20 protein-coding genes, 2 tRNA genes and 1 pseudogene are annotated in these 20,970 nt (G+C 60.4%); 18 read left to right on the forward strand and 5 right to left on the reverse strand.

What is annotated here, in order from left to right; genetic code table 11:
* Positions 1-200 precede the first annotated feature (200 nt).
* The 7 genes from BV911_RS14605 to BV911_RS14635 all read left to right on the forward strand — a co-directional run bounded on the left by BV911_RS14605 (position 201) and on the right by BV911_RS14635 (position 9,197).
* Positions 201-1,331: an efflux RND transporter periplasmic adaptor subunit gene (locus BV911_RS14605; protein WP_240512263.1), complete on the forward strand. Its 1,131-nt coding sequence runs from the start codon at positions 201-203 to the stop codon at positions 1,329-1,331.
* Between the two features lie 3 nt (positions 1,332-1,334).
* Complete coding sequence (locus BV911_RS14610) at positions 1,335-4,478, forward strand: efflux RND transporter permease subunit (protein ID WP_086054365.1); 3,144 nt, start codon at positions 1,335-1,337, stop codon at positions 4,476-4,478.
* A gap of 238 nt (positions 4,479-4,716) precedes the next feature.
* On the forward strand, positions 4,717-5,205 hold the full coding sequence (locus tag BV911_RS14615) for a DUF992 domain-containing protein (protein WP_086054366.1): 489 nt from the start codon (positions 4,717-4,719) through the stop codon (positions 5,203-5,205).
* Positions 5,206-5,351: 146 nt separating this feature from the next.
* A complete protein-coding gene (locus BV911_RS14620; protein WP_086054367.1) occupies positions 5,352-5,840 on the forward strand; it encodes a hypothetical protein in 489 nt (162 codons plus the stop codon).
* Positions 5,841-5,906: 66 nt separating this feature from the next.
* Complete coding sequence (locus BV911_RS14625) at positions 5,907-6,989, forward strand: AI-2E family transporter (RefSeq protein WP_086054368.1); 1,083 nt, start codon at positions 5,907-5,909, stop codon at positions 6,987-6,989.
* Positions 6,986-8,413, forward strand: a complete 1,428-nt coding sequence (cls, locus tag BV911_RS14630) for a cardiolipin synthase (protein WP_086054369.1) — start codon at positions 6,986-6,988, stop codon at positions 8,411-8,413. Before BV911_RS14625 ends, cls begins: the two co-directional genes overlap by 4 nt.
* Before the next feature lie 76 nt (positions 8,414-8,489).
* Positions 8,490-9,197 carry an endonuclease/exonuclease/phosphatase family protein gene (locus tag BV911_RS14635; RefSeq protein WP_086054370.1) on the forward strand — a complete coding sequence of 236 codons (708 nt, stop codon included), beginning with the start codon at positions 8,490-8,492 and terminating at the stop codon, positions 9,195-9,197.
* A 55-nt stretch (positions 9,198-9,252) separates the two neighbouring features.
* On the opposite strand, the gene BV911_RS14640 is transcribed toward BV911_RS14635, so the two are convergent.
* Positions 9,253-10,689: a phospholipase D-like domain-containing protein gene (locus BV911_RS14640; RefSeq protein WP_086054371.1), complete on the reverse strand. Its 1,437-nt coding sequence runs from the start codon at positions 10,687-10,689 to the stop codon at positions 9,253-9,255.
* 280 nt (positions 10,690-10,969) lie between these two features.
* Between BV911_RS14640 and BV911_RS14645 the strand changes: the two genes are divergently transcribed.
* Complete coding sequence (locus BV911_RS14645) at positions 10,970-11,572, forward strand: exopolysaccharide biosynthesis protein (protein WP_168184093.1); 603 nt, start codon at positions 10,970-10,972, stop codon at positions 11,570-11,572.
* Between the two features lie 42 nt (positions 11,573-11,614).
* On the opposite strand, the gene BV911_RS14650 is transcribed toward BV911_RS14645, so the two are convergent.
* A complete protein-coding gene (locus BV911_RS14650) occupies positions 11,615-12,517 on the reverse strand; it encodes an AEC family transporter (protein WP_086054373.1) in 903 nt (300 codons plus the stop codon).
* Between the two features lie 436 nt (positions 12,518-12,953).
* Positions 12,954-13,028, reverse strand: a tRNA-Thr gene (locus BV911_RS14655).
* A 230-nt stretch (positions 13,029-13,258) separates the two neighbouring features.
* Here BV911_RS14655 and BV911_RS19610 point away from each other — a divergent pair.
* From BV911_RS19610 to BV911_RS14700, 10 genes are all read left to right on the forward strand, one after another.
* Positions 13,259-13,414, forward strand: a complete 156-nt coding sequence (locus BV911_RS19610) for a hypothetical protein (RefSeq protein WP_168184094.1) — start codon at positions 13,259-13,261, stop codon at positions 13,412-13,414.
* A gap of 5 nt (positions 13,415-13,419) precedes the next feature.
* Positions 13,420-14,685, forward strand: a complete 1,266-nt coding sequence (gene murA, locus BV911_RS14660; RefSeq protein WP_086054374.1) for a UDP-N-acetylglucosamine 1-carboxyvinyltransferase — start codon at positions 13,420-13,422, stop codon at positions 14,683-14,685.
* On the forward strand, positions 14,682-15,158 hold the full coding sequence (locus tag BV911_RS14665; protein WP_086054375.1) for a DUF2948 family protein: 477 nt from the start codon (positions 14,682-14,684) through the stop codon (positions 15,156-15,158). The genes murA and BV911_RS14665 overlap by 4 nt, the downstream gene beginning before the upstream one ends.
* Positions 15,159-15,230: 72 nt before the next feature.
* Positions 15,231-16,541, forward strand: a complete 1,311-nt coding sequence (gene hisD / locus BV911_RS14670) for a histidinol dehydrogenase (protein WP_086054376.1) — start codon at positions 15,231-15,233, stop codon at positions 16,539-16,541.
* Positions 16,538-16,996, forward strand: coding sequence for a UPF0262 family protein (locus tag BV911_RS14675; protein WP_086054377.1), 459 nt, complete (start codon positions 16,538-16,540; stop codon positions 16,994-16,996). Before hisD ends, BV911_RS14675 begins: the two co-directional genes overlap by 4 nt.
* A gap of 181 nt (positions 16,997-17,177) precedes the next feature.
* Complete coding sequence (gene infA / locus BV911_RS14680) at positions 17,178-17,396, forward strand: translation initiation factor IF-1 (RefSeq protein WP_011455993.1); 219 nt, start codon at positions 17,178-17,180, stop codon at positions 17,394-17,396.
* 10 nt (positions 17,397-17,406) lie between these two features.
* Positions 17,407-18,027 carry a nucleoside triphosphate pyrophosphatase gene (locus BV911_RS14685; RefSeq protein WP_086054383.1) on the forward strand — a complete coding sequence of 207 codons (621 nt, stop codon included), beginning with the start codon at positions 17,407-17,409 and terminating at the stop codon, positions 18,025-18,027.
* Positions 18,024-19,061, forward strand: a complete 1,038-nt coding sequence (locus BV911_RS14690) for a ribonuclease E/G (RefSeq protein WP_086054378.1) — start codon at positions 18,024-18,026, stop codon at positions 19,059-19,061. The genes BV911_RS14685 and BV911_RS14690 overlap by 4 nt, the downstream gene beginning before the upstream one ends.
* Positions 19,061-19,243 carry a DNA gyrase inhibitor YacG gene (locus BV911_RS14695; RefSeq protein WP_086054379.1) on the forward strand — a complete coding sequence of 61 codons (183 nt, stop codon included), beginning with the start codon at positions 19,061-19,063 and terminating at the stop codon, positions 19,241-19,243. The genes BV911_RS14690 and BV911_RS14695 overlap by 1 nt, the downstream gene beginning before the upstream one ends.
* A 79-nt stretch (positions 19,244-19,322) precedes the next feature.
* Positions 19,323-19,397: transfer RNA gene (locus BV911_RS14700), tRNA-Phe, on the forward strand.
* A 172-nt stretch (positions 19,398-19,569) separates the two neighbouring features.
* On the opposite strand, the gene BV911_RS14705 is transcribed toward BV911_RS14700, so the two are convergent.
* Both BV911_RS14705 and BV911_RS14710 read right to left on the reverse strand, forming a co-directional pair.
* The gene (locus BV911_RS14705; protein ID WP_168184095.1) at positions 19,570-20,262 is read right to left on the reverse strand and encodes a type I restriction-modification enzyme R subunit C-terminal domain-containing protein; all 693 of its coding nucleotides are present in this window, start codon (positions 20,260-20,262) and stop codon (positions 19,570-19,572) included.
* Positions 20,263-20,430: 168 nt separating this feature from the next.
* A pseudogene (locus tag BV911_RS14710) lies at positions 20,431-20,841 on the reverse strand (transposase); the annotation flags it as partial.
* Positions 20,842-20,970 lie beyond the last annotated feature (129 nt).

The following is a 20,970-nucleotide window of genomic DNA, read 5'->3' on the forward strand; positions in this document are numbered from 1 at the left end:
CCGTACACAAATGATCGCCTAAGGTTTTCGCTGCGGCCGTTACCGCCGGTCTGGGCCGTCTTTGCGCCACCAGTTACGCACATGTGCCACATTCCGAACTGAGATTGGCGCTGGCAAATATAGCCCAAGTCGATTTAACTGCGACATTAACGGCCTGAATGCAGGCACGAAATTCGACGCCCACTCAGGAGTACCCCGGTATGACCCATCGCCGCCTTGTCGCCCTGCTGATTATGACTGGCAGTTTTGGGCTTTCCGCCCCAACCTTTGCTCAGCAGCCGGGAGGGGCCGCACCGGTGGTGTCGGTCGCCGCCGTGGTGACACAAGAAATCATCGAGCAAAGCACCTTTATTGGTTCGGGCGAAGCCGTGGACCAAATTGATCTGATCTCCCGTATCAGCGGATTTCTACGCGAAATCAATGTGCAGGATGGCGCGCCGGTTCAAGAAGGCGATCTGTTGTTCCACATTGAGCCGGATTCGTATCAGGCGGTTCTGGATGTCCGCGAGGCCGATCTGGCCCGCGCCGCCGCCAACCTGACGCTGGCCAATATCGAGTTGGACCGGAAGCGCGTTCTGGTAGAGAGAAAGGCGATTGCCCAGAACGAGCTGGACGTGGCACAAGCCAATGCCGATGTCGCCACCGCCGAGGTTCACGCCGCAGAGGCCGCCGTGGCGCAAGCGCTTTTGGATCTGGGATACACCGAAATCCGGGCGCCGTTCTCAGGCCGCATTGGCCGGATTCAGCAATCGGTCGGCGCCCTTGTCGATCAAAGCACCGGTGCGCTGGCAACGCTGGTCCGCGAAGCCCCGATTTATGTTTCCTTCTCACTCAGCGAACGCCAATTGGCCGATTACATGGAAACGGCGCTGGCAAACGGCACGATGCCGGGCCAGAACGCCGCCGCGAACGCGGTGCATGTCCAACTGCCTAATGGCACCCATCTGGACGAGATCGGCCACATCGTGTTCGCCGACAATCAGATTGATCCCGCCACCGGCACCCTGTCCATGCGGGCCGAATTCGACAACACCCAGCGGCTGATCGTGGATGGTAGTTTTCTGACCGTGCGCATCGAAGCCCCGCAGCCCATCGACCGGCTGACCATCCCGCAAGCGGCGGTTCAGCGCGACCAGCGCGGCGATTTCGTGCTGGTGGTGAATGCGCAGCAGATCGTCGAGCAACGCTATGTCACTTTGGGCGAACAAGTGGATATCTCGGTGGTGGTGACAACTGGCCTGCAAGAGGGTGAGGTGGTCATTGTCGAGGGTCTGCAACGGGTGCGTCCGGGGGTTCCGGTCGAAGCTATTCTGACCGGAACGGAGAACTAGACCGTGCTGTCGCAAACCTTTATCTCGCGGCCCAAGCTGGCCATGGTCATTTCGCTGGTGCTGACGGTGATGGGGATCATCGGCTATACGCAGCTACCGGTTGAACAATTTCCAGACATCACCCCGCCTGTCGTGTCGGTCACCGCCAGTTACACCGGTGCCAATGCCGAGACCGTGGAAAATTCAATCGCGGCCCCGATCGAAGCGCAGGTCAATGGCGTCGACGACATGATCTACATGTCGTCCAGTTCATCGGACGATGGCAGCTATTCTCTGAACGTCACCTTCGAGGTCGGCACCGACCCGGATATCGCCGCTGTGAACGTGCAGAACCGGGTGGCGCAGGCCACTGCGTCCTTGCCCACCGAGGTGACCGATGCCGGGGTGGTGACGCAAAAGGCGTCCACCAACATGCTGCTGGTGGTGGCACTGGAATCGCCGGGTGGCACCTATGACGAAGTGTTTCTGTCGAACTATTCGTCGATCAACATCAAAGACGCGTTAAGCCGGGTCAACGGCGTTGGCCGCGCCGATGTGATGACCGATTTCGCCTATGCCATGCGGATGTGGATGGAACCGGAGCGTATGGCCAGTCTTGGACTGACGCCGGCGGACCTGATTGCCGCCATTCGCGAGCAGAACCTTGAAGTATCGGCCGGCCAGATCGGTGCACCGCCGGTACCGGGCGCGCAGCAGTTTCAGTATACGATCAAGGCCAAAGGCCGCCTAACCACCGCCGAGGAATTCGGCAATATCGTCATCCGGGCCGGGACATCGGGTGCCATCGTGCGGATGCGCGACGTGGCCCGGGTTGAACTTGGCGCCAGTTCATACAGCGCCTCGGGCCGATACAGCGGCAAACCTGCCAGCGTTTTGGCGGTGTATCAAGCGCCGGGGGCCAATTCCTTGGCCGTTGCCGACCTCGTCATGGCCGAGCTGGAACGCCTGTCGCTCAGCTTTCCCGATGATGTGGACTATGTCGTGCCCTTCGACACCACCGACTTTGTGGAAACCGCTTTGGACGATGTCATCATGACCCTGATGATGACCTTCGTTTTGGTCATGGCCGTAGTGTTCCTGTTTCTGGGCAGTTGGCGCGCGACCCTGATCCCTGCCATCGCGATCCCGGTCTCATTGATCGGGACCTTCGCCTTCCTGCTGGTTCTGGGCATGTCGCTGAACACCATCTCGTTGTTCGCGCTGGTGCTGGCGATTGGGATCGTGGTCGATGACGCCATTATCGTAGTGGAAAATGTCGAAGCGATCATCGCCCGTGACGGGCTATCCCCGCCCGAAGCCACGGCAAAAGCGATGCGCCAGATCACCGGTCCGGTGATCGCCACCACGCTGGTTCTACTGGCGGTGTTTGTGCCGGTGACCTTCATGCCCGGCATCACTGGGCGGCTGTTCTCGCAATTCGCCGTGACGATCTCGGTGGCTGTGGTGATTTCCTCCATCAATGCGCTGACCCTGTCGCCCGCCTTGTGTGCGCTGGTGCTGAAGCCACGCTCGGGTCCGCCCAAGGGCATTCTGGCGTGGTTCGAGGGTGGCATTGACCGGGTGCGCAATGGCTATGTCGCCATTGTCGCGCGGTTTGTCCGGGTGGCGCTGCTGTCGATTGCCGTCGTCGCTGCCGTGGTCGTGTCTTTGGTGGTGCTGATGGACCGCATTCCTGCCGGGTTCCTGCCGCAAGAGGATAACGGCTACCTATTCGTCGACATCCAACTGCCCGACGCCGCAGCACTGAACCGGACCGAAACCGTCGCCTCGCGGGTCGAAGAACAGGTGCGGGGCATTCCCGGGGTCAAATCCACCATTCAGGTCAACGGCTACAGCCTGCTGAACGGGTCCGGATCGAACGGGGCCATGATCATCGTCAGCCTAGAGCCGTGGGCGGACCGCAGCACCCCTGCCTTGTCGGCAAACGGCGTTCTGGGCGCGATCTATGGCATTGCCGCCCGCGAAGCCGCTGCTACGATCATTGCCTTCAACCCCCCGCCAATTCCCGGTCTTGGCCTCAGCGCCGGGGTCGAGATGATGGTGCAGCAGACCGGTGGTGGCTCACCGCAGGACCTTTCGGCGGCTTTGGGATCGCTGGTCTACTCAGCCAATCAACGGGCCGAGATCGAGCGGTCCTACACCACCTTCCGCGCCAATGTTCCGCAACTGTTTATCGATCTGGACCGCGACAAGGCCCGGCTTCTGAATGTGCCGATCAGCGATGTCTTCACCACGCTACAGGCCTATTTGGGATCGTATTACGTCAACGACTTCAATTTGTTTGGCCGGGTTTATCGGGTCATGATTCAAGCCGAAGGCAGTTATCGCAACAAGGTCGAAGATATCTCGGCGCTGTATGTGCGCTCCAGCGATGGGAACATGGTGCCCTTGGGCACCTTGGTTGACGTAGACAAGGTGCTGGGGCCGCGGCAGTTGACGCGCTATAACATGTTCCGCTCGGCCTCGGTCACCGCGACCCCGGCCAGCGGGCTGTCGACGGGCGATGCCATCACTGTCATGCAACAGGAGGCCGCGACCGCCCTGCCCCCGGGTTATGCCTATGAATGGACCGGGACTGCCCAGCAGCAGTTGGCCGCAGGCGGTTTGGTTCAGATCATCCTGCTTCTGGCCGTGCTATTCGGCTATTTCTTCCTCGTCGGGCAATATGAAAGCTGGACCATGCCGGTGGCGATTTTGCTATCGGTGACGGTGGCCTTGTTTGGGGCGGTTGCCGCGGTCGGGATCTCGGGCAGCGATATTAACCTCTATACTCAGATCGGGATGATCATGTTGATTGGGCTTGGGGCCAAGAACGCCATTCTGATCGTCGAGTTCGCGATGGAGCGGCGCGCGGCAGGGCTAAGCATCCGCGAAGCCGCCATTGATGCCGCCGGGGCCCGGTTCCGGGCGGTGATGATGACCGCCTTGTCCTTCTTGCTGGGCGTCGTGCCGCTGATGATTGCCTCGGGCGCCGGGGCCGCCAGTCAGCGTGCGATCGGCATCGCGGTCTTCGGCGGGATGCTGGCGGCGACAGTGCTGGGGGTTATCTTGGTGCCGGTGCTGTATGTGGTGCTGCAATCCTCACGCGAGAAGGTCAAAACCCTTTTGGGCGGCAAACCGCAACCGATCGCGCAACAGGCAGACTGACCTAATACGCGGCCTGCGGATGGGCCTTTTTCCGACACCTCGCCCCGAAAATTGGGGCGGGGCCTTCAAAGAAAAGATAGACCGCGTGCAAGGGCTGTCATAAGGCGTGAGCGCGGGGCCAAAGCGTCGCCCCGCCTTGGACCGGGCACCGCCCCGACACCCTGTTCTTTGTGATCACCGTGTTTCCCCCGGGCCATATTCCGGCCCATTTCAACATCGACAACAGGACCTCAGACAAATGAAAACACTCTCCGCCTTCGCCTGCATGGCAACCCTTTGTGCCTCGGCCGCGTTCGCCGATGACGCCGCCGACAAAAGCGACAAGACCGAAAAAGGCGCACAAATCGGCGTACTGACCTGCACCATGACCGACGTGACCAATGTCATCGTCTACACCGACGAAAAATTCGATTGCAGCTATGAGCCTAAGGAAGGCGACGTGCAGACCTACAAAGGCGTGATGAAAAGCGTCGGCCTGAACCTGTCCGTGACCAAGGGCGCGACCATGGTCTGGGGCGTGGTTGCCCCGTCCATGGATCTGGATTCGGCCACCATTCTGAAGGGCAAGTATGTTGGCGGCACCGGCAAGGTCGAAATCGGCGGTGGCGTTGCAGCCAACGTCCTGATCGGCGGCGGCTCGGATTCGATCACCTTGCAACCGTTCAGCGTCAGTGGCCTGACCGGCTTTGGCGCCGCGCTGGATGTGTCCTATTTCGAACTGATGTAAATAAACCAACGGTGGGATCCTCAAAAAGGGGATCCCATCTTCGCGACGAGTTGGTAAGCTCAGCCACAATCCTTTACCATCCTAGACCGAAAGCATTTTTAATGGAAAAGACAGCCCCCAAGACGTCATCTCGGCACCGGAATTTGATGATTGGCGAGATCGCTGTCAGCCTTATTTTGCTCCTTCTCGCCTTTTTCGCGATTGCATCGTCTGACGTATCGCCCGCAAGCGCGCATCGCTACTGGGCCATGCTGGTGGCCTGCTATGCCGTTGTTGCCGTAATTGCTGACCGCTTCCAGATGCACCACCGGATCATCGATTCAAAGTCTGCAATTTGGATTGTTTTGCACTGGCTCGGCGTGTTCGGTGCGATCGAGTTGATCTTTTACTTTGCTCATTCGGGCCGCTTCAACAACGCCGATATCGGGCTGGCCAATGCGGTGATTCTGGCGCTGGGGACCTATCTCTTTGGTATCGCGAAAAACTGGCGGTTCATCGTGATCGGATGTGCTCTGGCTGCGGCCAGTGTTGGGGTCGCGATGGTCGAGCAATATCTTTGGGTTCTCGTCGGCATCGCAGTTCTGGTGGCACTTGTGCTGGGTGCTCTGTCGTACTTGAACCATCGTCGGACGTGAGCCGGCGCATCGAACACGCGCGCCCCGTTGCCTGACCGTCACCTTGCCGAACCGACAGGACCCCTAATGTACCCAGAACCAACCAAGCCCGGCCCCGTCCGCAGCCCCGAGCAATTGGCGACCGATATTGCCATCAGATTGGGTCTTCTTGGCGCATTTCTGTATCTGGCACTGGCGCTGATCCACCCGTTTCTGGGCATCCTGATCTGGTCGGTGGTTCTGGCGGTGGCGCTGTTCCCGGTGTTTTGCTGGCTACGGGATCGGCTGGGCGGTCGCAGCAGGTTGGCCGCCTGCCTGATTACCGCACTATCTTTAATGATTGTGTTTGGACCGATGGTGCTTCTGAGCACCAGTTTGGTCAGCACGCTGGAGCAACTGGCCCACGCAATTCGCTCTGGAAACTTCGTGACCCCGGCGCCGCCAAAGGAACTGGATCAGATCCCAATGATCGGCCCGGATCTGACCAAGGCTTGGGCTTGGACCGCCGTCAATCTGACAAGCCTGCTGGAAAAATACGCGCATACCCTGCTGGTGCCCGGCGAATGGCTGCTCAAGACCGTCGCCGCTTTGGCCGGAAGCATTCTGATTTTCGCGATTTCCGCCGTGCTGTCGGGCTGTCTGTTTCTTTGGGGGGCGGACTTGACCCTGGTATTGCGCGACGTCGCGCAACGGATTGCTGGCCCCCATGGGCTTGTGTTCCTAAACATCACCGGCACCACCATTCGCAGCGTCGCCCGCGGGATCATCGGAGTCGCGGTGCTGGAAGCATTGGTCATCGGGGTAGTTTTGGTCATGGCCGGTGTGCCCCATGCTGGCTTTCTGGCTGGCACTGCCCTATTTCTGGCTGTTGTGCAGATCGGCACCTTCCCGATCATCTTTCCATTGATCATCTGGGTCTGGCTAAGCCACGATACCGCGCAGGCTATCCTGTTGATGCTCGCGCTGACACCGGTTGCCATTCTTGACTATGTCGTCAAACCACTGGCCATGGGTCAAGGGTTGGACACGCCCATTTTCATCATCATCATCGGCGTGTTCGGCGGAACCCTCGTCTTTGGGATCACCGGGCTGTTTATCGGGCCAATCGTTCTGGCGGTGTTCTATGATCTGCTGAACTACTGGCGCGGCCAAGGGTCGATGCCGTCATGATCGCCGCAGCCCATATTCTGGTTCAGGCGCTGCTGATTGTCCGAGTGCTTTTGCGTCCCCATCGCGATCCGACCTCACGGTTGGCCTGGATGGTGGTGATTTTGGTCGTACCCTTCTTCGGTATCGCGGCCTATCTGCTGCTTGGCGAGACCAATATCGGGCGCAGCCGGGTCCGGCGCCTTCGCGAAGTCACCTCACTGCTGCCAGCCCCCTCTAAGGTCGAGGGCCATGACGACCCGGCCCTGCATCCGGTCCTGTCTGACCGCCACCGGGCGTTGTTCATGGTCGGCACATCGATCAGTGGCTATGAGGTCATCGGCGGCAATGACGCCACCTTGATGGCGGACAGCCTCGGCACCATCGACAGTATGGTCGCGGATATCGAAGCCGCCACCGACCATGTCCATCTGCTGTTTTATATTTGGTTGCCCGACACAAGTGGTCACAAGATCGGTAACGCCCTGATCCGGGCGGCGGCCCGCGGCGTCACCTGCCGGGCGCTGGTCGATGACATGGGGTCGCGCACCCTGATCAAATCCGACCTCTGGCGCGAAATGGGGGCAGCCGGTGTCCATCTTGAACGGGCGCTGAAAGTCGGCAACCCGCTGATCCGCATTCTTAATGGCCGGATCGATTTGCGCAATCATCGCAAGGTCTTGGTGATCGACAACCGCATTGCATATTGCGGTAGCCAAAATTGCGCCGACCCTGACTTTCTGCCCAAAGCCAAATTCGCGCCGTGGGTTGATGTCATGATCCGCTTCACCGGTCCCGTCGTTCGGCAAAACGCGCATCTGTTCGCCGGAGACTGGATGGCCAATGGCACCGAGAACATCGTCAATCTGCTGACAGCCCCGCTAGAGCCCGCGGGCCCCGGCTTTCCCGCTCAGGTCATCACCACCGGACCGACCACGCGCCACTCGGCCGCGCCGGAAATGTTCACCAATCTGATTTTTGCCGCCCGGCGCAAATTGATCATCACCACCCCCTACTATGTGCCGGTCAGTTCCCTTCAGGCTGCGATCTGCGCGGCGGCTAACCGGGGTGTCGAGACCACGATCATCTTTCCCGCCCGCAACGATGACTTCGCCGTCGCCGCCACCTGTCACAGCTATTATGAGGAATTGCTGGACGCCGGCGTTAAGATTTTTGAATACCTACCCGGCGTGCTGCATGCAAAAACCATGACCGTGGATGACGACCTGACCTTGATCGGTTCGGCCAATATGGACCGGCGCAGTTTCGAGCTGAATTTCGAAAACAACGTGTTGGTTTGTTGCGCCAAGCTGACCGCTGAAATGCAGGCGCGTCAACAAAGCTTCCTCGATCAATCACGGCAGGTCACCGCCGAAGAGGTCGCCGCATGGTCGTGGCGCACCCGGCTGGCCAACAATGCGTTGGCGATTGTCGGGCCGGTACTGTGAGGTTCAAGGTTATGACGCCGGGGTCCGCCGCGTCCGGGATCTGGAAACCCTTGGTCAGAGGCGTTAGTTAGACGAGATGGAAAAACCACTTCGGATCGCCAGTTACAACATCCGCAAAGGCATCGGCCTTGACAGGCAGCGCCGCCCCGAACGCAATCTTGCGGTCATGGCCGAGCTGGGTGCTGACATCATTGCAGTCCAAGAGGCTGACCGCCGCCTTGGCAACAGACCCGCCGCTTTGACCCCCGCGATGATCCGCGAGGGCAGCGATTTCTCTCCCGTTCTGGCCAATGAAAATGGCGTCAGTCTTGGGTGGCATGGTAACGCCGTGCTGATCAGCGACCGGTTTACAGTCACCGGAATCGACCGGCTGGATCTGCCGTCTTTTGAACCCCGGGGCGCCCTGATCGTCGATCTGGACGGGCCCCAGCCACTGACGATTGTCGCCACCCATCTCGGCCTGATGCGCCGGCATCGGCGGCTGCAATTTCGGGCGATTCTGGATCGTCTGGCCGAGCGCGACGACCGCCCCACCATCATTCTTGGTGACTTTAACGAATGGGCGCCCATCAGTTGCCTGTCGAAAATGAATGGCGGCTTCACGGTTCATAGCCCCGGCAAGTCGTTTCACGCCTCGCGCCCGATTGCCGGTCTCGACCGGATTGCCGTTAACGGCAATCTGGAATTGCTGGATGCGGGCGTTTCGGAACAGGGCGCCGCACGGATTGCATCAGATCACCTGCCGATCTGGGGCGATTTCGGTGTGGTTGATCCGAAGCCATAACCCCCGCATCCGCGGAGTGTGAGGCGCGGTGCGCCCCACACATCGCGGATGCGCTTTACGAAAACCACGATGACGAGGCGCTTTCGGGGTCAAGCAGGTCGTTCTCGGCCAGCGTTTGCTTGGTCAGGTCGGCAAATTCTGGCGCGGTGAACTCTGACAGAGTGCGCCCGGAACCACGTAGCGCGTCAACAGCGCGCACGAGGGACCCGTTTTCTGCGGCAATCGCGGCCTCAACCTCGGCGGGCTGCACCGCCAAATGCTCGGCCAGAAGATCATTGCGCAGATCCAGGATGGCCCGGCGCAGATCCGCGTCCTGCGGGCCCCGCGTGGCTTCCAGACTCAGGTCGCACTCACTGTCAAACCCCATGGAGCGGTTATTGAGGTTCGAGGACCCGACCCGCAGCAACCGGTCATCCATGATCACCACCTTGGCGTGAACGTAAATATGCGTGCCCTGCGCCGTGACCGGGGTGGACAGCCGGAACCTGTCATATGTGTCGGCGCGGCGCACCAGATCCAGCAAGCGGGCCCGCGCCGATCCCATCACCTTTTCTTCCAGCCACCCATCTGCAGCGTGCGGATTGACGATGAAGATTTCTGGCCCCTCCGGTTCGGACAATCGGGCGGCCATGGCTTCGGCAATGCGGCGCGACGCGAAATACTGGCTTTCAATATACAGGGTTTTTTCGGTCTGGCGGATGATCTCCAGATACAGGGCTTCGATCTCACGCACTTCGCGCCGATCCTCATACTCGGGCAAGCTGCGGGACAGTCCAACGTCGACATGTTCAATCATCGGCCGCAACGCCGACGGCCACAGCGGCGGCATGTGTTCGGGGACCTCAAGCGTCTCGCCCGTCGCCGTCTTCCACCGGTCGCGGGCAATGTCGCCCAAGGCCTTCGCAGCAGGCCCACTGACGGCAGTGGTGATGTCGTGCCACGGCCCATACTCGCGCTGAGAGGTCGGCCGCTTGCGCCGGGGGTCATCGTCTGGGTGGTCACGGGTGTCCCAGCGTTCGGCGGTGATGTCGATGCCGCCACAAAACGCCAAAACATCATCGATCACGACGATTTTCTGATGATGCGCTGACCCGCTCGGATGGGCGCTGTCCATTTTCATCTGAATCCGCTGATGGCTCATCAAATTGGCCAGCATCAACGGCGTCGTTCCCCGCGCCAAGGTTTTCAGCAGGCCAATGTCCCACTTCAACACGTGGACTTGCAGATCCGGGCTCTGCTCAACGACCCATTCCAGAAAGCGGCCCAGCAGGTTTGGCTTGTCCTGATCCTCGGCATCCGGTTCCAGTTCGATCCGGGTATCGAAATCCCAGCCAATGAAGACCACACTTCGCTTTGCCTTTGCCACAACCTCGCGCAGGATAGCAAAATATGCGGCCGCATCGACAATGACCGCCAATTGATCTGCCTTGGCAATCGACCAGCACGTATCCCCTGGCCGCAAAATCGGATTGTTGTCGCTGTAAGCTGTCACGTGACGTCCTCGTCGCGAATGGTGTCAGAACTTTGTAACCACCGGCGGCGGTTCATCCCCACCAAACAGGATCGAAAGACCTCCGACAATCCCGTTGGAGCCTTTCTGGCATTTTAGTGGGTGCGGATGCGCCTTCTTGCGTAGACTTAAACGGCTGCGGCGCGCACCCCACCGCAATATCGGAACCGCAGTCCGCTTTTGGCGTTGAGAGGGCATCTATCCCTCACCGGCCCCTGCCTGACACCTGCTGTCGCCCGCTGCGTCCCCGAAAGGAATTTGCTTGTCCTCTACCCCGTCTAACGATCCGCCGCAGTCGATTGGCGATGTGCTCGACCGCGCCGAGGGTGCTGCGGATGTAGATCAGCCGAGCTTTGGCGATCTGGTTGAGGCGATGGGACGATCATCGCTAACAGCAATCTTGTTGCTGGTATCGCTGGCCATCATCACCCCCCTCAGTGGCATCCCCGGTGTTTCTGCGTCCGGCGGGGTGATTATCGCGTTGGTCTCGGCTCAGATCATTATGGGGCGCGAGCGGGCGTGGTTTCCAAAATGGCTTCTGCGCCAAAGTTTGCCGGGGCACCGGGTCCGCACCGCCATTGACACAATTCGAAAACCGGCAACGGTCGTTGACCGCCATGTTCACCGCCGGATGCAGTGGATATCGGGCACCCTCGCCCGCCGCGTTTTGGGCGCCATTTGCCTTGGTCTCGGCCTTGCGATGCCCGGATTGGAATTGGTCCCGTTTAGCTCATCCATCGCCGGGTTGATGGTTGCCTTGCTGGCCTTGGCGATGTTGGCGCAGGACGGCTTACTGGTTCTGGCCGCGCTTGGCGTCTGTCTGGGCGCGGGAACTTTGGTGATCCAACTCTTTTCTGGCGGCTGACGGCCAATTACGGCGACGGACACGATCCGCCAGCCGAGTTCATCAGGCGAACAGCGAGAGGATGATCGGAAGCGTTGCCACCGACACCAAGGTCTGAGCCGTCACAATTCCCGCCATGAATGGGCCATCGCCCCCCAGTTGCCGGGTCAAGACATAGGATGTCGGCGCGGTCGGGATTGCCGAAAAAATCACTAGGATCAAAGTGGTCGCAGCATCGAGATCGGCAAGCCACGCGATCCCGATGGCGAGCGCGGGCATCACCACCAACCGCAAGGCACTAGTGCCAGCCAACGCCAATGTGTCCCGACCAAGGCTCGCAGGTTGCAGCGCTGCACCGACACAGAGCAAGCCAAGCGGCAAACTTGCCTGCGCCAGAATTTCGAAAAATTCCTGAATGCCAAACGGCAGACCAACCCCCAAAAGCGCGACCGTAATCCCGGCAACGCAGGCCAGAATAAGCGGGTTTTTCGCAATGGCGCGCAGCAGGGTCAGTGGTGTGCGCGCATCGCCTGCATCGGTCAGGGCCAAGATCGACAGAACGTTGACCACCGGCACGGCAATCGCCAAATAGACCGCTGCTTTCTCAATGCCCGCTGGTCCCAGCAAGGCGGCGATGATGGCGAGCCCGAGATAGGTGTTGAACCGGACCGCACCCTGAAGCACCGGGCCAAACCGAGCGGCGGGGGTCGGCACGACTTTTCGGGCGATGCTCAGGCCGACCGCGGCAATCAGGATCGTCGCGACGGCTGCGCCACCCAACCTTACAACATCGGGATCGCGAACCGGCGCATTTGCGAGGCTGGAAAACAGCAGCGCTGGAAATAGCAGGAAGTAGTTCACCCGCTCAGCCGAGGGCCAGAACGACGCCTGCGGAAATCCGGTTCGGGCCAGAATTCCGCCGAGGCAGATCAGCGCGAACAGTGGCCAGATTGTGAGAAGAACCATAATAACTACCGCTGTTAAGTCCATGTCCCGCGACGCGGCGTTGGCCGCAGACCCGGACGATCCGTTGTCCTTCGCGTCATTTCCGGGCGGGCGTCAAGGGCCTGCCCGGCTTCCGGCGCCAGCAATGCGTCACGTCCAGCGGCTTATGGGGGACGGACAGCCGGGTGGCCGCGAAGAATTAGGGGAGCGCTGGCTGGGATCGTCACGAAGTGGGGCGTTGTCCGGCGGCTCGCCCGATAGTCCGCGGCACGTCTCAGGCGTTTTATCGGCACCGTGGCAATGCCATACGTCATTAACAGAAAGGCGGGGTCGACCGAGGCGGAAAGACGATTGCAAGGCGACGGATCGATCTCGGGATGCAGACAGAGGCTTACCGGACCACATCGACGGCACATCAAGCCTGTCCATCATCGCGCCATTAATCGAAATAGGAAGATGGTGCTGTGAGAGAGGATTGAACTCTCGACCTCACCCTTACCAAGGGTGTGCTCTGCCACTGAGCTACCACAGCATCTTGAGCGACCATCTGGGTCGCCGTCCGTCTTGACTTCGGCGGATCGTCTGTCTGTCGAGCAGTGCAGTCCGAGGCCGTCTTCAAGGCGTGCCGGGCTGATAAGAGGAAACAGATGGGTGTGCAAGCGCCTTTCCCAGTTTTTTTTCGAAATCCCAGTTTTCTTTCCCAGAACGCCCCGATCTCCAGCATCTCTGGACCACAGCTTTTGCCTGCGATAGAAGCCGTACATGACACAGGATCCGCCAAAAAAACCGCCGGCAAAACCGAGCACGCCGAAAGATGATCGGTTGAAGGCGGCACTGAAGGCAAATCTTGCCCGCCGCAAGGCGCAGGCACGGGCCCGTAAGATCACAGATCAAAACACCGAACAGAACGAAGGCTGAGCAGCATGGACAAGATCGTCGTACAGGGCGGGTCTCCGCTGAGCGGCAGCATTCCGATCGCAGGCGCGAAAAACGCCTGTCTGGCCTTGATGCCAGCAACGCTGTTGTCGGAAGAGCCGCTGACCCTGACCAATGCTCCGCGCCTATCGGACATTCGGACCATGACCACCTTGCTGCAATCTCTGGGCGCCGAAGTGTCGCTGATGCAGGACGGCAAGGTTCTGGCCCTGTCCAGCCACGGCGCCGACAATCCCGTTGCCGATTACGAGATCGTGCGCAAGATGCGGGCCTCGAACCTTGTGCTCGGCCCCCTATTGGCACGCCATGGCGAGGCGGTCGTGTCGTTGCCGGGTGGTTGCGCCATCGGCGCGCGGCCGATGGATATTCACGTGGCGGCGATGGAAGCCCTCGGCGCCAAGGTCGATTTGCGGGACGGCTATCTGCATGCCAGCGCCCCGGGCGGTTTGAAGGGCGCGGTGGTTGAGTTGCGCTTTGCATCTGTGGGCGCGACCGAGAATACCGTGATGGCCGCCACCTTGGCGAAAGGCACTACGGTGCTGAAAAACGCCGCCCGCGAGCCTGAGATTGTCGATCTGGTCCGTTGCCTGCGGGCGATGGGCGCACAGATCGAAGGCGAAGGCACCGCAACGATTACCATTCAAGGTGTCGACCGGCTGCACGGCGCAACGCATAAGGTCGTCGCCGACCGGATTGAACTTGGCACTTATATGTTGGCCCCGGCCATTGCGGGCGGCGAAGTCGAATTGCTGGGCGGAGACTTGGATCTCCTGGGCGCGTTTTGCGAAAAACTGGATGAGGCCGGAATAAGCGTCACCCCAACCGCCCATGGCATCAAAGTGGCGCGCAAAAACGGGCGCGTGTCGGCAGTGGACGTGGTGACCGAGATTTTCCCCGGCTTTCCCACCGATTTGCAGGCCCAGATGATGGCACTGCTCTGCACGGCTGACGGCGTTAGTGTTCTGGAAGAGAAGATTTTCGAGAACCGGTTCATGCACGCCCCGGAACTGACCCGCATGGGAGCCAACATCGAAGTGCACGGCGGCACCGCAACGGTCACCGGCGTGCCGTTCCTGAAGGGCGCTCCGGTCATGGCGACGGACCTGCGGGCGTCGGTTTCGCTGATTTTGGCAGGGCTTGCCGCCGAAGGGGAAACCGTGGTGAACCGGGTGTATCATTTGGACCGCGGATATGAGCGGGTCGAAGACAAGCTTCGCGCCTGCGGCGCAAAAATTGAACGGGTAAGCGAATGACCGATGCACGCTTCGAAGATGCCAATGAGGCCCCATTGCGGCTGACAGCGGAAACCGCAGATGACCTGCAGATCATCTCGGCCCTACTGCAAGACGCTGTGTTTCCGGCCAACGAAATGACTTGGGACCGGACGCGGCGCCGTCTTGCCATCCTGCTGAACCGCTTTCGCTGGGAGGACCGCATCGCCGCCGAGGCCGCCGGGCGCGCCTATGAGCGGGTGCAGACCGTTCTGGTGATCTCAGATGTTCTGAATGTGGCCTCGCAAGGGGTGCAGCGAGGCGACGCCGATACGGTGCTATCCCTGCTCGACATCACCTTCACCGATGCCGGCGATGGTGCGGGCGAAGTGCTGCTGACCTTGGCAGGGGACGGTGCCATCCGCGCCTCGGTCGAGTGTCTTGATTTGACCCTGCGGGATGTCACCCGGCCCTATGTCGCGCCCTCTGGCAAAATGCCGTCACACCCGGATTAGTCCGAGGTCCGTCAGTTCACTTGAGAAAAAACGCTCAGGTCGGTATTGCAGCGCAATCAGGAGGCACGAGTAATGGTCCAGTATCTATCCACACAGGAATCCGGCTTTGAGGCCAAATTTTCGGCCCTGTTGACCGCCAAGCGCGAAGATTCTCCGGATGTCGACGATGCGGTCGCCGCGATCATCGCTGATGTCCGCACCCGTGGCGACGCCGCTGTGATCGAGTTGACCGAACGGTTCGACCGCCTGTCGCTGACCCCAGACACGCTGGCCTTCACCGAAGATGAAATCAGTCAGGCCTGCGATCAAGTCACGCCCGAGGACCGCACCGCACTAGAACTGGCCGCAGCGCGCATCCGCGCCTATCACGACCGCCAGATGCCTGCCGATGACAGCTGGACAGACGCCACAGGCGCCACGCTGGGATGGCGCTGGACGCCGGTGTCGGCGGCAGGGCTTTATGTGCCGGGCGGCTTGGCCTCCTACCCCTCGTCAGTTCTGATGAACGCAATTCCCGCGCAGGTCGCCGGGGTTGAGCATCTGGCCATTTGTGCCCCGACCCCGGATGGCGTCAGCAATCCGTTGGTGCTGTTGGCGGCGCGCCTTTCCGGCGTGAAGACCGTCTATCGGATTGGCGGGGCCCAAGCGATTGCCGCCCTTGCCTATGGCACCGACACCATCGCGGCCGTGGATAAGATCACCGGCCCCGGCAACGCCTATGTGGCCGCTGCCAAGCGCCGGGTCTTCGGCAAGGTCGGCATCGATATGATCGCGGGCCCATCCGAAATTTTGGTGATTGCCGATTCTGCGAATGACCCGGACTGGATTGCCCTCGACCTGCTCAGCCAAGCCGAACATGACGCCAGCGCCCAGTCGATTTTGATCACCGATGATGCCGCCTTCGGCCAAGCCGTCGGTGCCGCCGTCACGCGCCGTCTGGAAACGTTGGACCGCCGCGCCATCGCCAGCGCCAGCTGGGCCGAGTTCGGCGCGATCATCACCGTCCGCGATCTGAACGAGGCCGCCGCCCTGTCTGACCGCATCGCCCCCGAACACCTTGAGCTATGCGTCGCGGATCCCGAAGGCCTGTCGGAAAAAATCCGCCATGCCGGCGCGATCTTTCTCGGCGCATGGACCCCCGAAGCGATTGGCGATTATGTCGGTGGCCCGAACCACGTTTTGCCCACGGCCCGGTCGGCCCGATTCTCGTCCGGCTTGTCGGTGATGGACTTTATCAAGCGCACCACACTGGCGCGGATGACCCCCGCAGCCCTGCGCAGCATTGGACCCGCGGCCGAGCGGTTGGCGCGATCCGAGAGCCTCGAAGCCCATGGGCTATCGGTACGGGCCCGGCTGGACCGGCTGAACGAGGCTGCGGAATGAACCGTCTGAGCCACGTGGAATTGGACGTGGGAACTGCGCCCGCGCCCGAGATCGATCAAGAACAACGCGTCGCAATTTATGATTTGCTAGACAACAACCATTTCTCCTTGCCCGGCGGCCCGACTGGGCCCTACCGCCTGACCCTTAGCCATGACCGCGGGAAACTGTCGTTCCACCTCACCGCCGAAGCCAGCGGCGAGACCAGTGACTTTAGCGTGTCGCTGGCGCCGCTGCGTCAGGTGGTCAAGGATTACGCCCAAATTTGCCGCAGCTATTACGAGGCCGTCAAGTCGCGCCCCCCGGTCGAGATCGAGGCCCTGGACAACGCGCGCCGGGACATTCACGGCGAAGGCGGGCGCGGTCTGATTGTGTTGATGGCTGGCAAGGCCGAGATCGATGACGAGACCGCCCGCCGCCTGTTCACGCTGGTTTGCGCCCTATCGCCCGCTGGGTAAGCTGTCTCGATTCGGTCGACAATGGCCTGCGGAGGCCCTTTGAACCCGGTTTCCGGGCCCGATTGCCACGCGATGGCGGCGAAAACGTCTCAACATGTGTTTAAGCCTTGAAAATCCGCCCAGCAAAGCGCATTTACGCGCCTGTCCGTAAAGTTGGCGGACGCACAACTCAGGAGTGACCATGGCCAAGGAAGAAATGCTCGAATTTCCCGGCGTCGTTAAGGAACTCTTGCCAAATGCGACATTCCGGGTCGAGCTTGAAAACGGCCATGAAATCATCGCACATACGGCAGGAAAAATGCGCAAGAACCGGATCCGGGTTCTGGCGGGTGATAAGGTACAGGTGGAAATGACCCCCTATGACCTGACAAAAGGCCGGATCAATTACCGCTTCAAATAAGGTGGTTGCGGTGTGTGACAACACAACCGCCGCCCTCCCGGCAGAGCGCGCAGTCACGCTCGTGCTCGGTTCCGCAAGCCCGCGACGCCAAGAGCTGTTGGCGCAGCTCGGCGTCGTGCCCGATGATATTCGTGCGCCCGATATCGACGAAGACCCGCATCCGGGCGAGTTGCCGCGCCCCTATTGCATCCGCATCGCCCGCGAAAAAGTTCAAGCCATTGCTGCGGCAGACAACGAGATCGTGCTGTGTGCCGATACCACCGTCGCCCTTGGCCGGCGGATCATGGGCAAGCCACGCGACGCCGGTGAGGCCGCAGAGTTCCTGCTTGCCCTCTCAGGTCGTCGCCACCGCGTCTTCACCGCCGTTGCCGTCCGATGCGGCGATCGCATCTGGGAACGCTGCGTGGAAAGCCGCGTTAAGATGAAGCCGCTATCGGATGCCGAATTGAACGCCTACCTTGCCAGCAACGACTGGCGCGGCAAGGCGGGCGGCTATGGCATTCAAGGTCCGGCCGGTGCCTTCATCCCGTGGATCGCAGGGTCGTTCTCGGCCATTGTCGGACTGCCATTGCCTGAAACCGCAGCCCTATTGCAGGCTGCGGGTTACCCTCTCTATCGGAGCGACACATGAAGGGCCGACAGATATTGATCGACCACCTCGGCGACCGTATGGCGGCTGCCCTGCTGGTTGACGGGCAGCTTGACGATCTGCTGATCGATCCCCCCGAAACCCGGGCCCGCCCCGGTGCGATCTACCGTGCCATCGTGGACCGCCCCATGAAGGGCCAGGGTGGCCGCATCCTGCGTCTGCCCGAGGGCAGCACCGGATTTTTGCGCGACACTAAAGGACTGGCCGATGGCGACCGCCTACTGGTGCAGGTGACCGGCTATGCCGAACCCGGCAAGGCCGTGCCGGTGACCGCGCGTATTCTGTTCAAAAGCCGCTACTGCATTGTCACCCCCGGCGCGCTTGGCCGCAACGTGTCGCGCGCCATTCGGGATGACGAAGCAAGGGTCCGTCTGCATGACATCGCCCACGAGGCCGAGTTGAACGAGAGCTTTGGTCTGATTCTGCGGTCAGTCGCGGAACATGCTGACAGCGACGACGTGGCCGATGATATTGCCGAAACCGCCGCACTTGCGCAGGCCGTCTGCGCCGATCAGGACAGCACCGACGCCGAGTTGCTGCTGGATGGCCCGACGCCGGACCTGCTGGCATGGCGAGACTGGGGCGACATTGCTGCCCATGATGTGATCACCGAAGCGGGCTGCTTTGCGGCGCATGGAATCCTCGAAACCATCGCGGATCTGCGCAAGATCGCCGTCCCTCTGTCCGGCGGTGGCAGCTTTTTTGTCGAGCCGACCCGCGCCTTGGTCGCCGTGGATGTGAATACCGGTGCCGATACCAGCCCCGCTGCCGGGCTGAAGGCCAATATCGGCGCGGCGAAGGCCCTGCCCCGCGCCCTGCGCCTGCGTGGCCTTGGCGGGCAGATCACCATCGACTTCGCCCCGATGCCCAAAAAGGACCGCCGACAGGTCGAGCAAGCCTTGCGCGCCGCCTTCCGCAGCGATCCGATTGAAACGGCGCTGGTTGGCTGGACCCCGCTGGGCCACTTTGAGCTGCAACGCAAACGCGAACGACTGCCCTTGCCCGAGTCGCTGTAATGACCTGTCCTATTTGTGCACGACCCGCAAATGCCACCTACCGTCCGTTTTGTTCAAAACGGTGCGCCGATGTGGATCTGGGCCAATGGCTAACCGGGGGATATGCCATCCCAATTCCCGAAGATGACGAGTCCGCCGAGGACCACGACCCCCTACAAGACAATCCTTTTCAATCTCATTAAAAAAACCTCGAAACGGCTCTGGACACCCCCGATTACCTCGCATAAAACGCCTCAACCCGAACGCAACAGCGTTCCCCGTGCCCGGGTAGCTCAGGGGTAGAGCAGTGGATTGAAAATCCTCGTGTCGGTGGTTCAAATCCGCCCCTGGGCACCATTAAACTTCAATAATGGAAACATTTCCAATACGTTACTTGAAATCTTTGGATTTCTATCCCCCTTGCCTTATTTGAGACTACTGCGTCGTCACGGAATCCGACGAAGCGACCGAACCTTGCATGTCGAGCATTCACCACACCTACGTCTGTCCGAATGCGTCGCTTCGGCCCTTAGCGCCGATTCAATCCCGCCAGCATCCGTCGGAACGCATTCTTGATCGCTGGCAGAGCACCCAGAACAGCTTTTCCTTCTCCGACCCCCCCGTATCTGGATGACAGGGTTTGGGTGAGTTTTCTTAATTCCAGTTCACTTTCGCCGCCCACCTCGTAGGCGCGTAGAATGGCGAACAGCAATTGTTTCATTTCGTCGCCGGTCGCTGACAAGTCCTCTTCCTTGACGCTGAGAACTCGGGCCTGTCGGGTCTTTGGCGACGTGGTGAATAGGACGTAGCTCAGAACGTCGAACAAATCGCTATCAGGAGCATCGACAAGGCTGCGAGTTTCATCAGGCAGGTCACGGTCGTATCCTCTATCGGCAAGCTGGGTCAGAAAATGATGGCGGGTGTCGGGATCGCTCCAAATCTTTCGCAAGGCATCTTCATCGGCGATCATACCGGACAGGTCCCCGAACAACCTGTCCATGAACTCCCGTGCCGAAATCGGCTTTCCATCCGCGCTCCAGTAACTGGTCGTCGAAATGAAGCGGATGTGTCTCACTTTTCCATCCGCCAGCTTCACTTCCAGCTTTACCGGTGGTTCGATGTCATTGGGCGGAATCTCTGGGGGGTCAACTGGATTAGGCAGTGGCGCATCGGGACCATCCGGACTGGGCTTGGGCGGCACCGGATCAATTGGTTCGCCCACCCATTCGGGGTCCTTAAAATTCTCATGCGCCTTCACAAAATCCCAGATGGCGCTGTTGCGCAAATCTGAAACGGGCCGCAGTGCCCCTTTCCCCAGACACACTGATCCCACGGTTTGCGTAACTGGTATGCCGAGGGCGAGATATGGGCAAAAGTTGGTGACGCTTGATCAGGCGGCGGTTTGAAGTTGGCGGATCCCATCCCGGAACTCAACCCCTTGGATGATCTCGGGGAGGCGGTTTTGACCGTCGAGTTTGCGCCATTTCTTCTGCGCTGACATCATAAGTTTGAAGGCCATGGCTAGCCCGGTCGTGCGGCTGAGACAGCCTTTGGTGCGTTTCGTGCGGTGCCTTACGGTGGCGAAGGTGCTCTCGATTGGATTTGACGTCCGGATGTGTTTCCAATGTTCCGCAGGATAGTCGTAGAAGGTCAGCAACGCATCCCGGTCCTTGACTAGCTTGGCGACTGCCTTGTCCCATTTCACGCCATAGGTTTTGACAAAGAAATCGAAGGCGACGTTGGCTTCGGCTTTTGTCTCGGCCTGCCAGATGTCGTGCAGATGGCCCTTGGCTTTGGCTTGAACTGTCAATCACGGTGACATAAGGGGCCATTTACCGGCGCAAATAGGGGCCACGCTCGGGATGTCGGTGGCGCTCTGGCGCGTGTGCTCACCACATAGCTAACGCGTGCCAGAGCGCGCTGGCCGTAG

The organism is Pseudoruegeria sp. SK021 (genome assembly GCF_002119405.1).
Taxonomy (GTDB): Bacteria; Pseudomonadota; Alphaproteobacteria; order Rhodobacterales; family Rhodobacteraceae; genus Meridianimarinicoccus.

Coding starts and splice junctions, on each gene's coding strand:
- BV911_RS14635 (WP_086054370.1), top strand. CDS start 8,490: ATGGAAAAACCACTTCGGATCGCCAGTTACAACATCCGCAAAGGCATC.
- BV911_RS19610 (WP_168184094.1), top strand. CDS start 13,259: ATGACACAGGATCCGCCAAAAAAACCGCCGGCAAAACCGAGCACGCCG.
- cls (WP_086054369.1), top strand. CDS start 6,986: ATGATCGCCGCAGCCCATATTCTGGTTCAGGCGCTGCTGATTGTCCGA.
- BV911_RS14690 (WP_086054378.1), top strand. CDS start 18,024: ATGAAGGGCCGACAGATATTGATCGACCACCTCGGCGACCGTATGGCG.
- BV911_RS14605 (WP_240512263.1), top strand. CDS start 201: ATGACCCATCGCCGCCTTGTCGCCCTGCTGATTATGACTGGCAGTTTT.
- infA (WP_011455993.1), top strand. CDS start 17,178: ATGGCCAAGGAAGAAATGCTCGAATTTCCCGGCGTCGTTAAGGAACTC.
- BV911_RS14695 (WP_086054379.1), top strand. CDS start 19,061: ATGACCTGTCCTATTTGTGCACGACCCGCAAATGCCACCTACCGTCCG.
- BV911_RS14625 (WP_086054368.1), top strand. CDS start 5,907: ATGTACCCAGAACCAACCAAGCCCGGCCCCGTCCGCAGCCCCGAGCAA.
- BV911_RS14665 (WP_086054375.1), top strand. CDS start 14,682: ATGACCGATGCACGCTTCGAAGATGCCAATGAGGCCCCATTGCGGCTG.
- BV911_RS14650 (WP_086054373.1), bottom strand. CDS start 12,517: ATGGTTCTTCTCACAATCTGGCCACTGTTCGCGCTGATCTGCCTCGGC.
- hisD (WP_086054376.1), top strand. CDS start 15,231: ATGGTCCAGTATCTATCCACACAGGAATCCGGCTTTGAGGCCAAATTT.
- murA (WP_086054374.1), top strand. CDS start 13,420: ATGGACAAGATCGTCGTACAGGGCGGGTCTCCGCTGAGCGGCAGCATT.
- BV911_RS14675 (WP_086054377.1), top strand. CDS start 16,538: ATGAACCGTCTGAGCCACGTGGAATTGGACGTGGGAACTGCGCCCGCG.
- BV911_RS14620 (WP_086054367.1), top strand. CDS start 5,352: ATGATTGGCGAGATCGCTGTCAGCCTTATTTTGCTCCTTCTCGCCTTT.
- BV911_RS14615 (WP_086054366.1), top strand. CDS start 4,717: ATGAAAACACTCTCCGCCTTCGCCTGCATGGCAACCCTTTGTGCCTCG.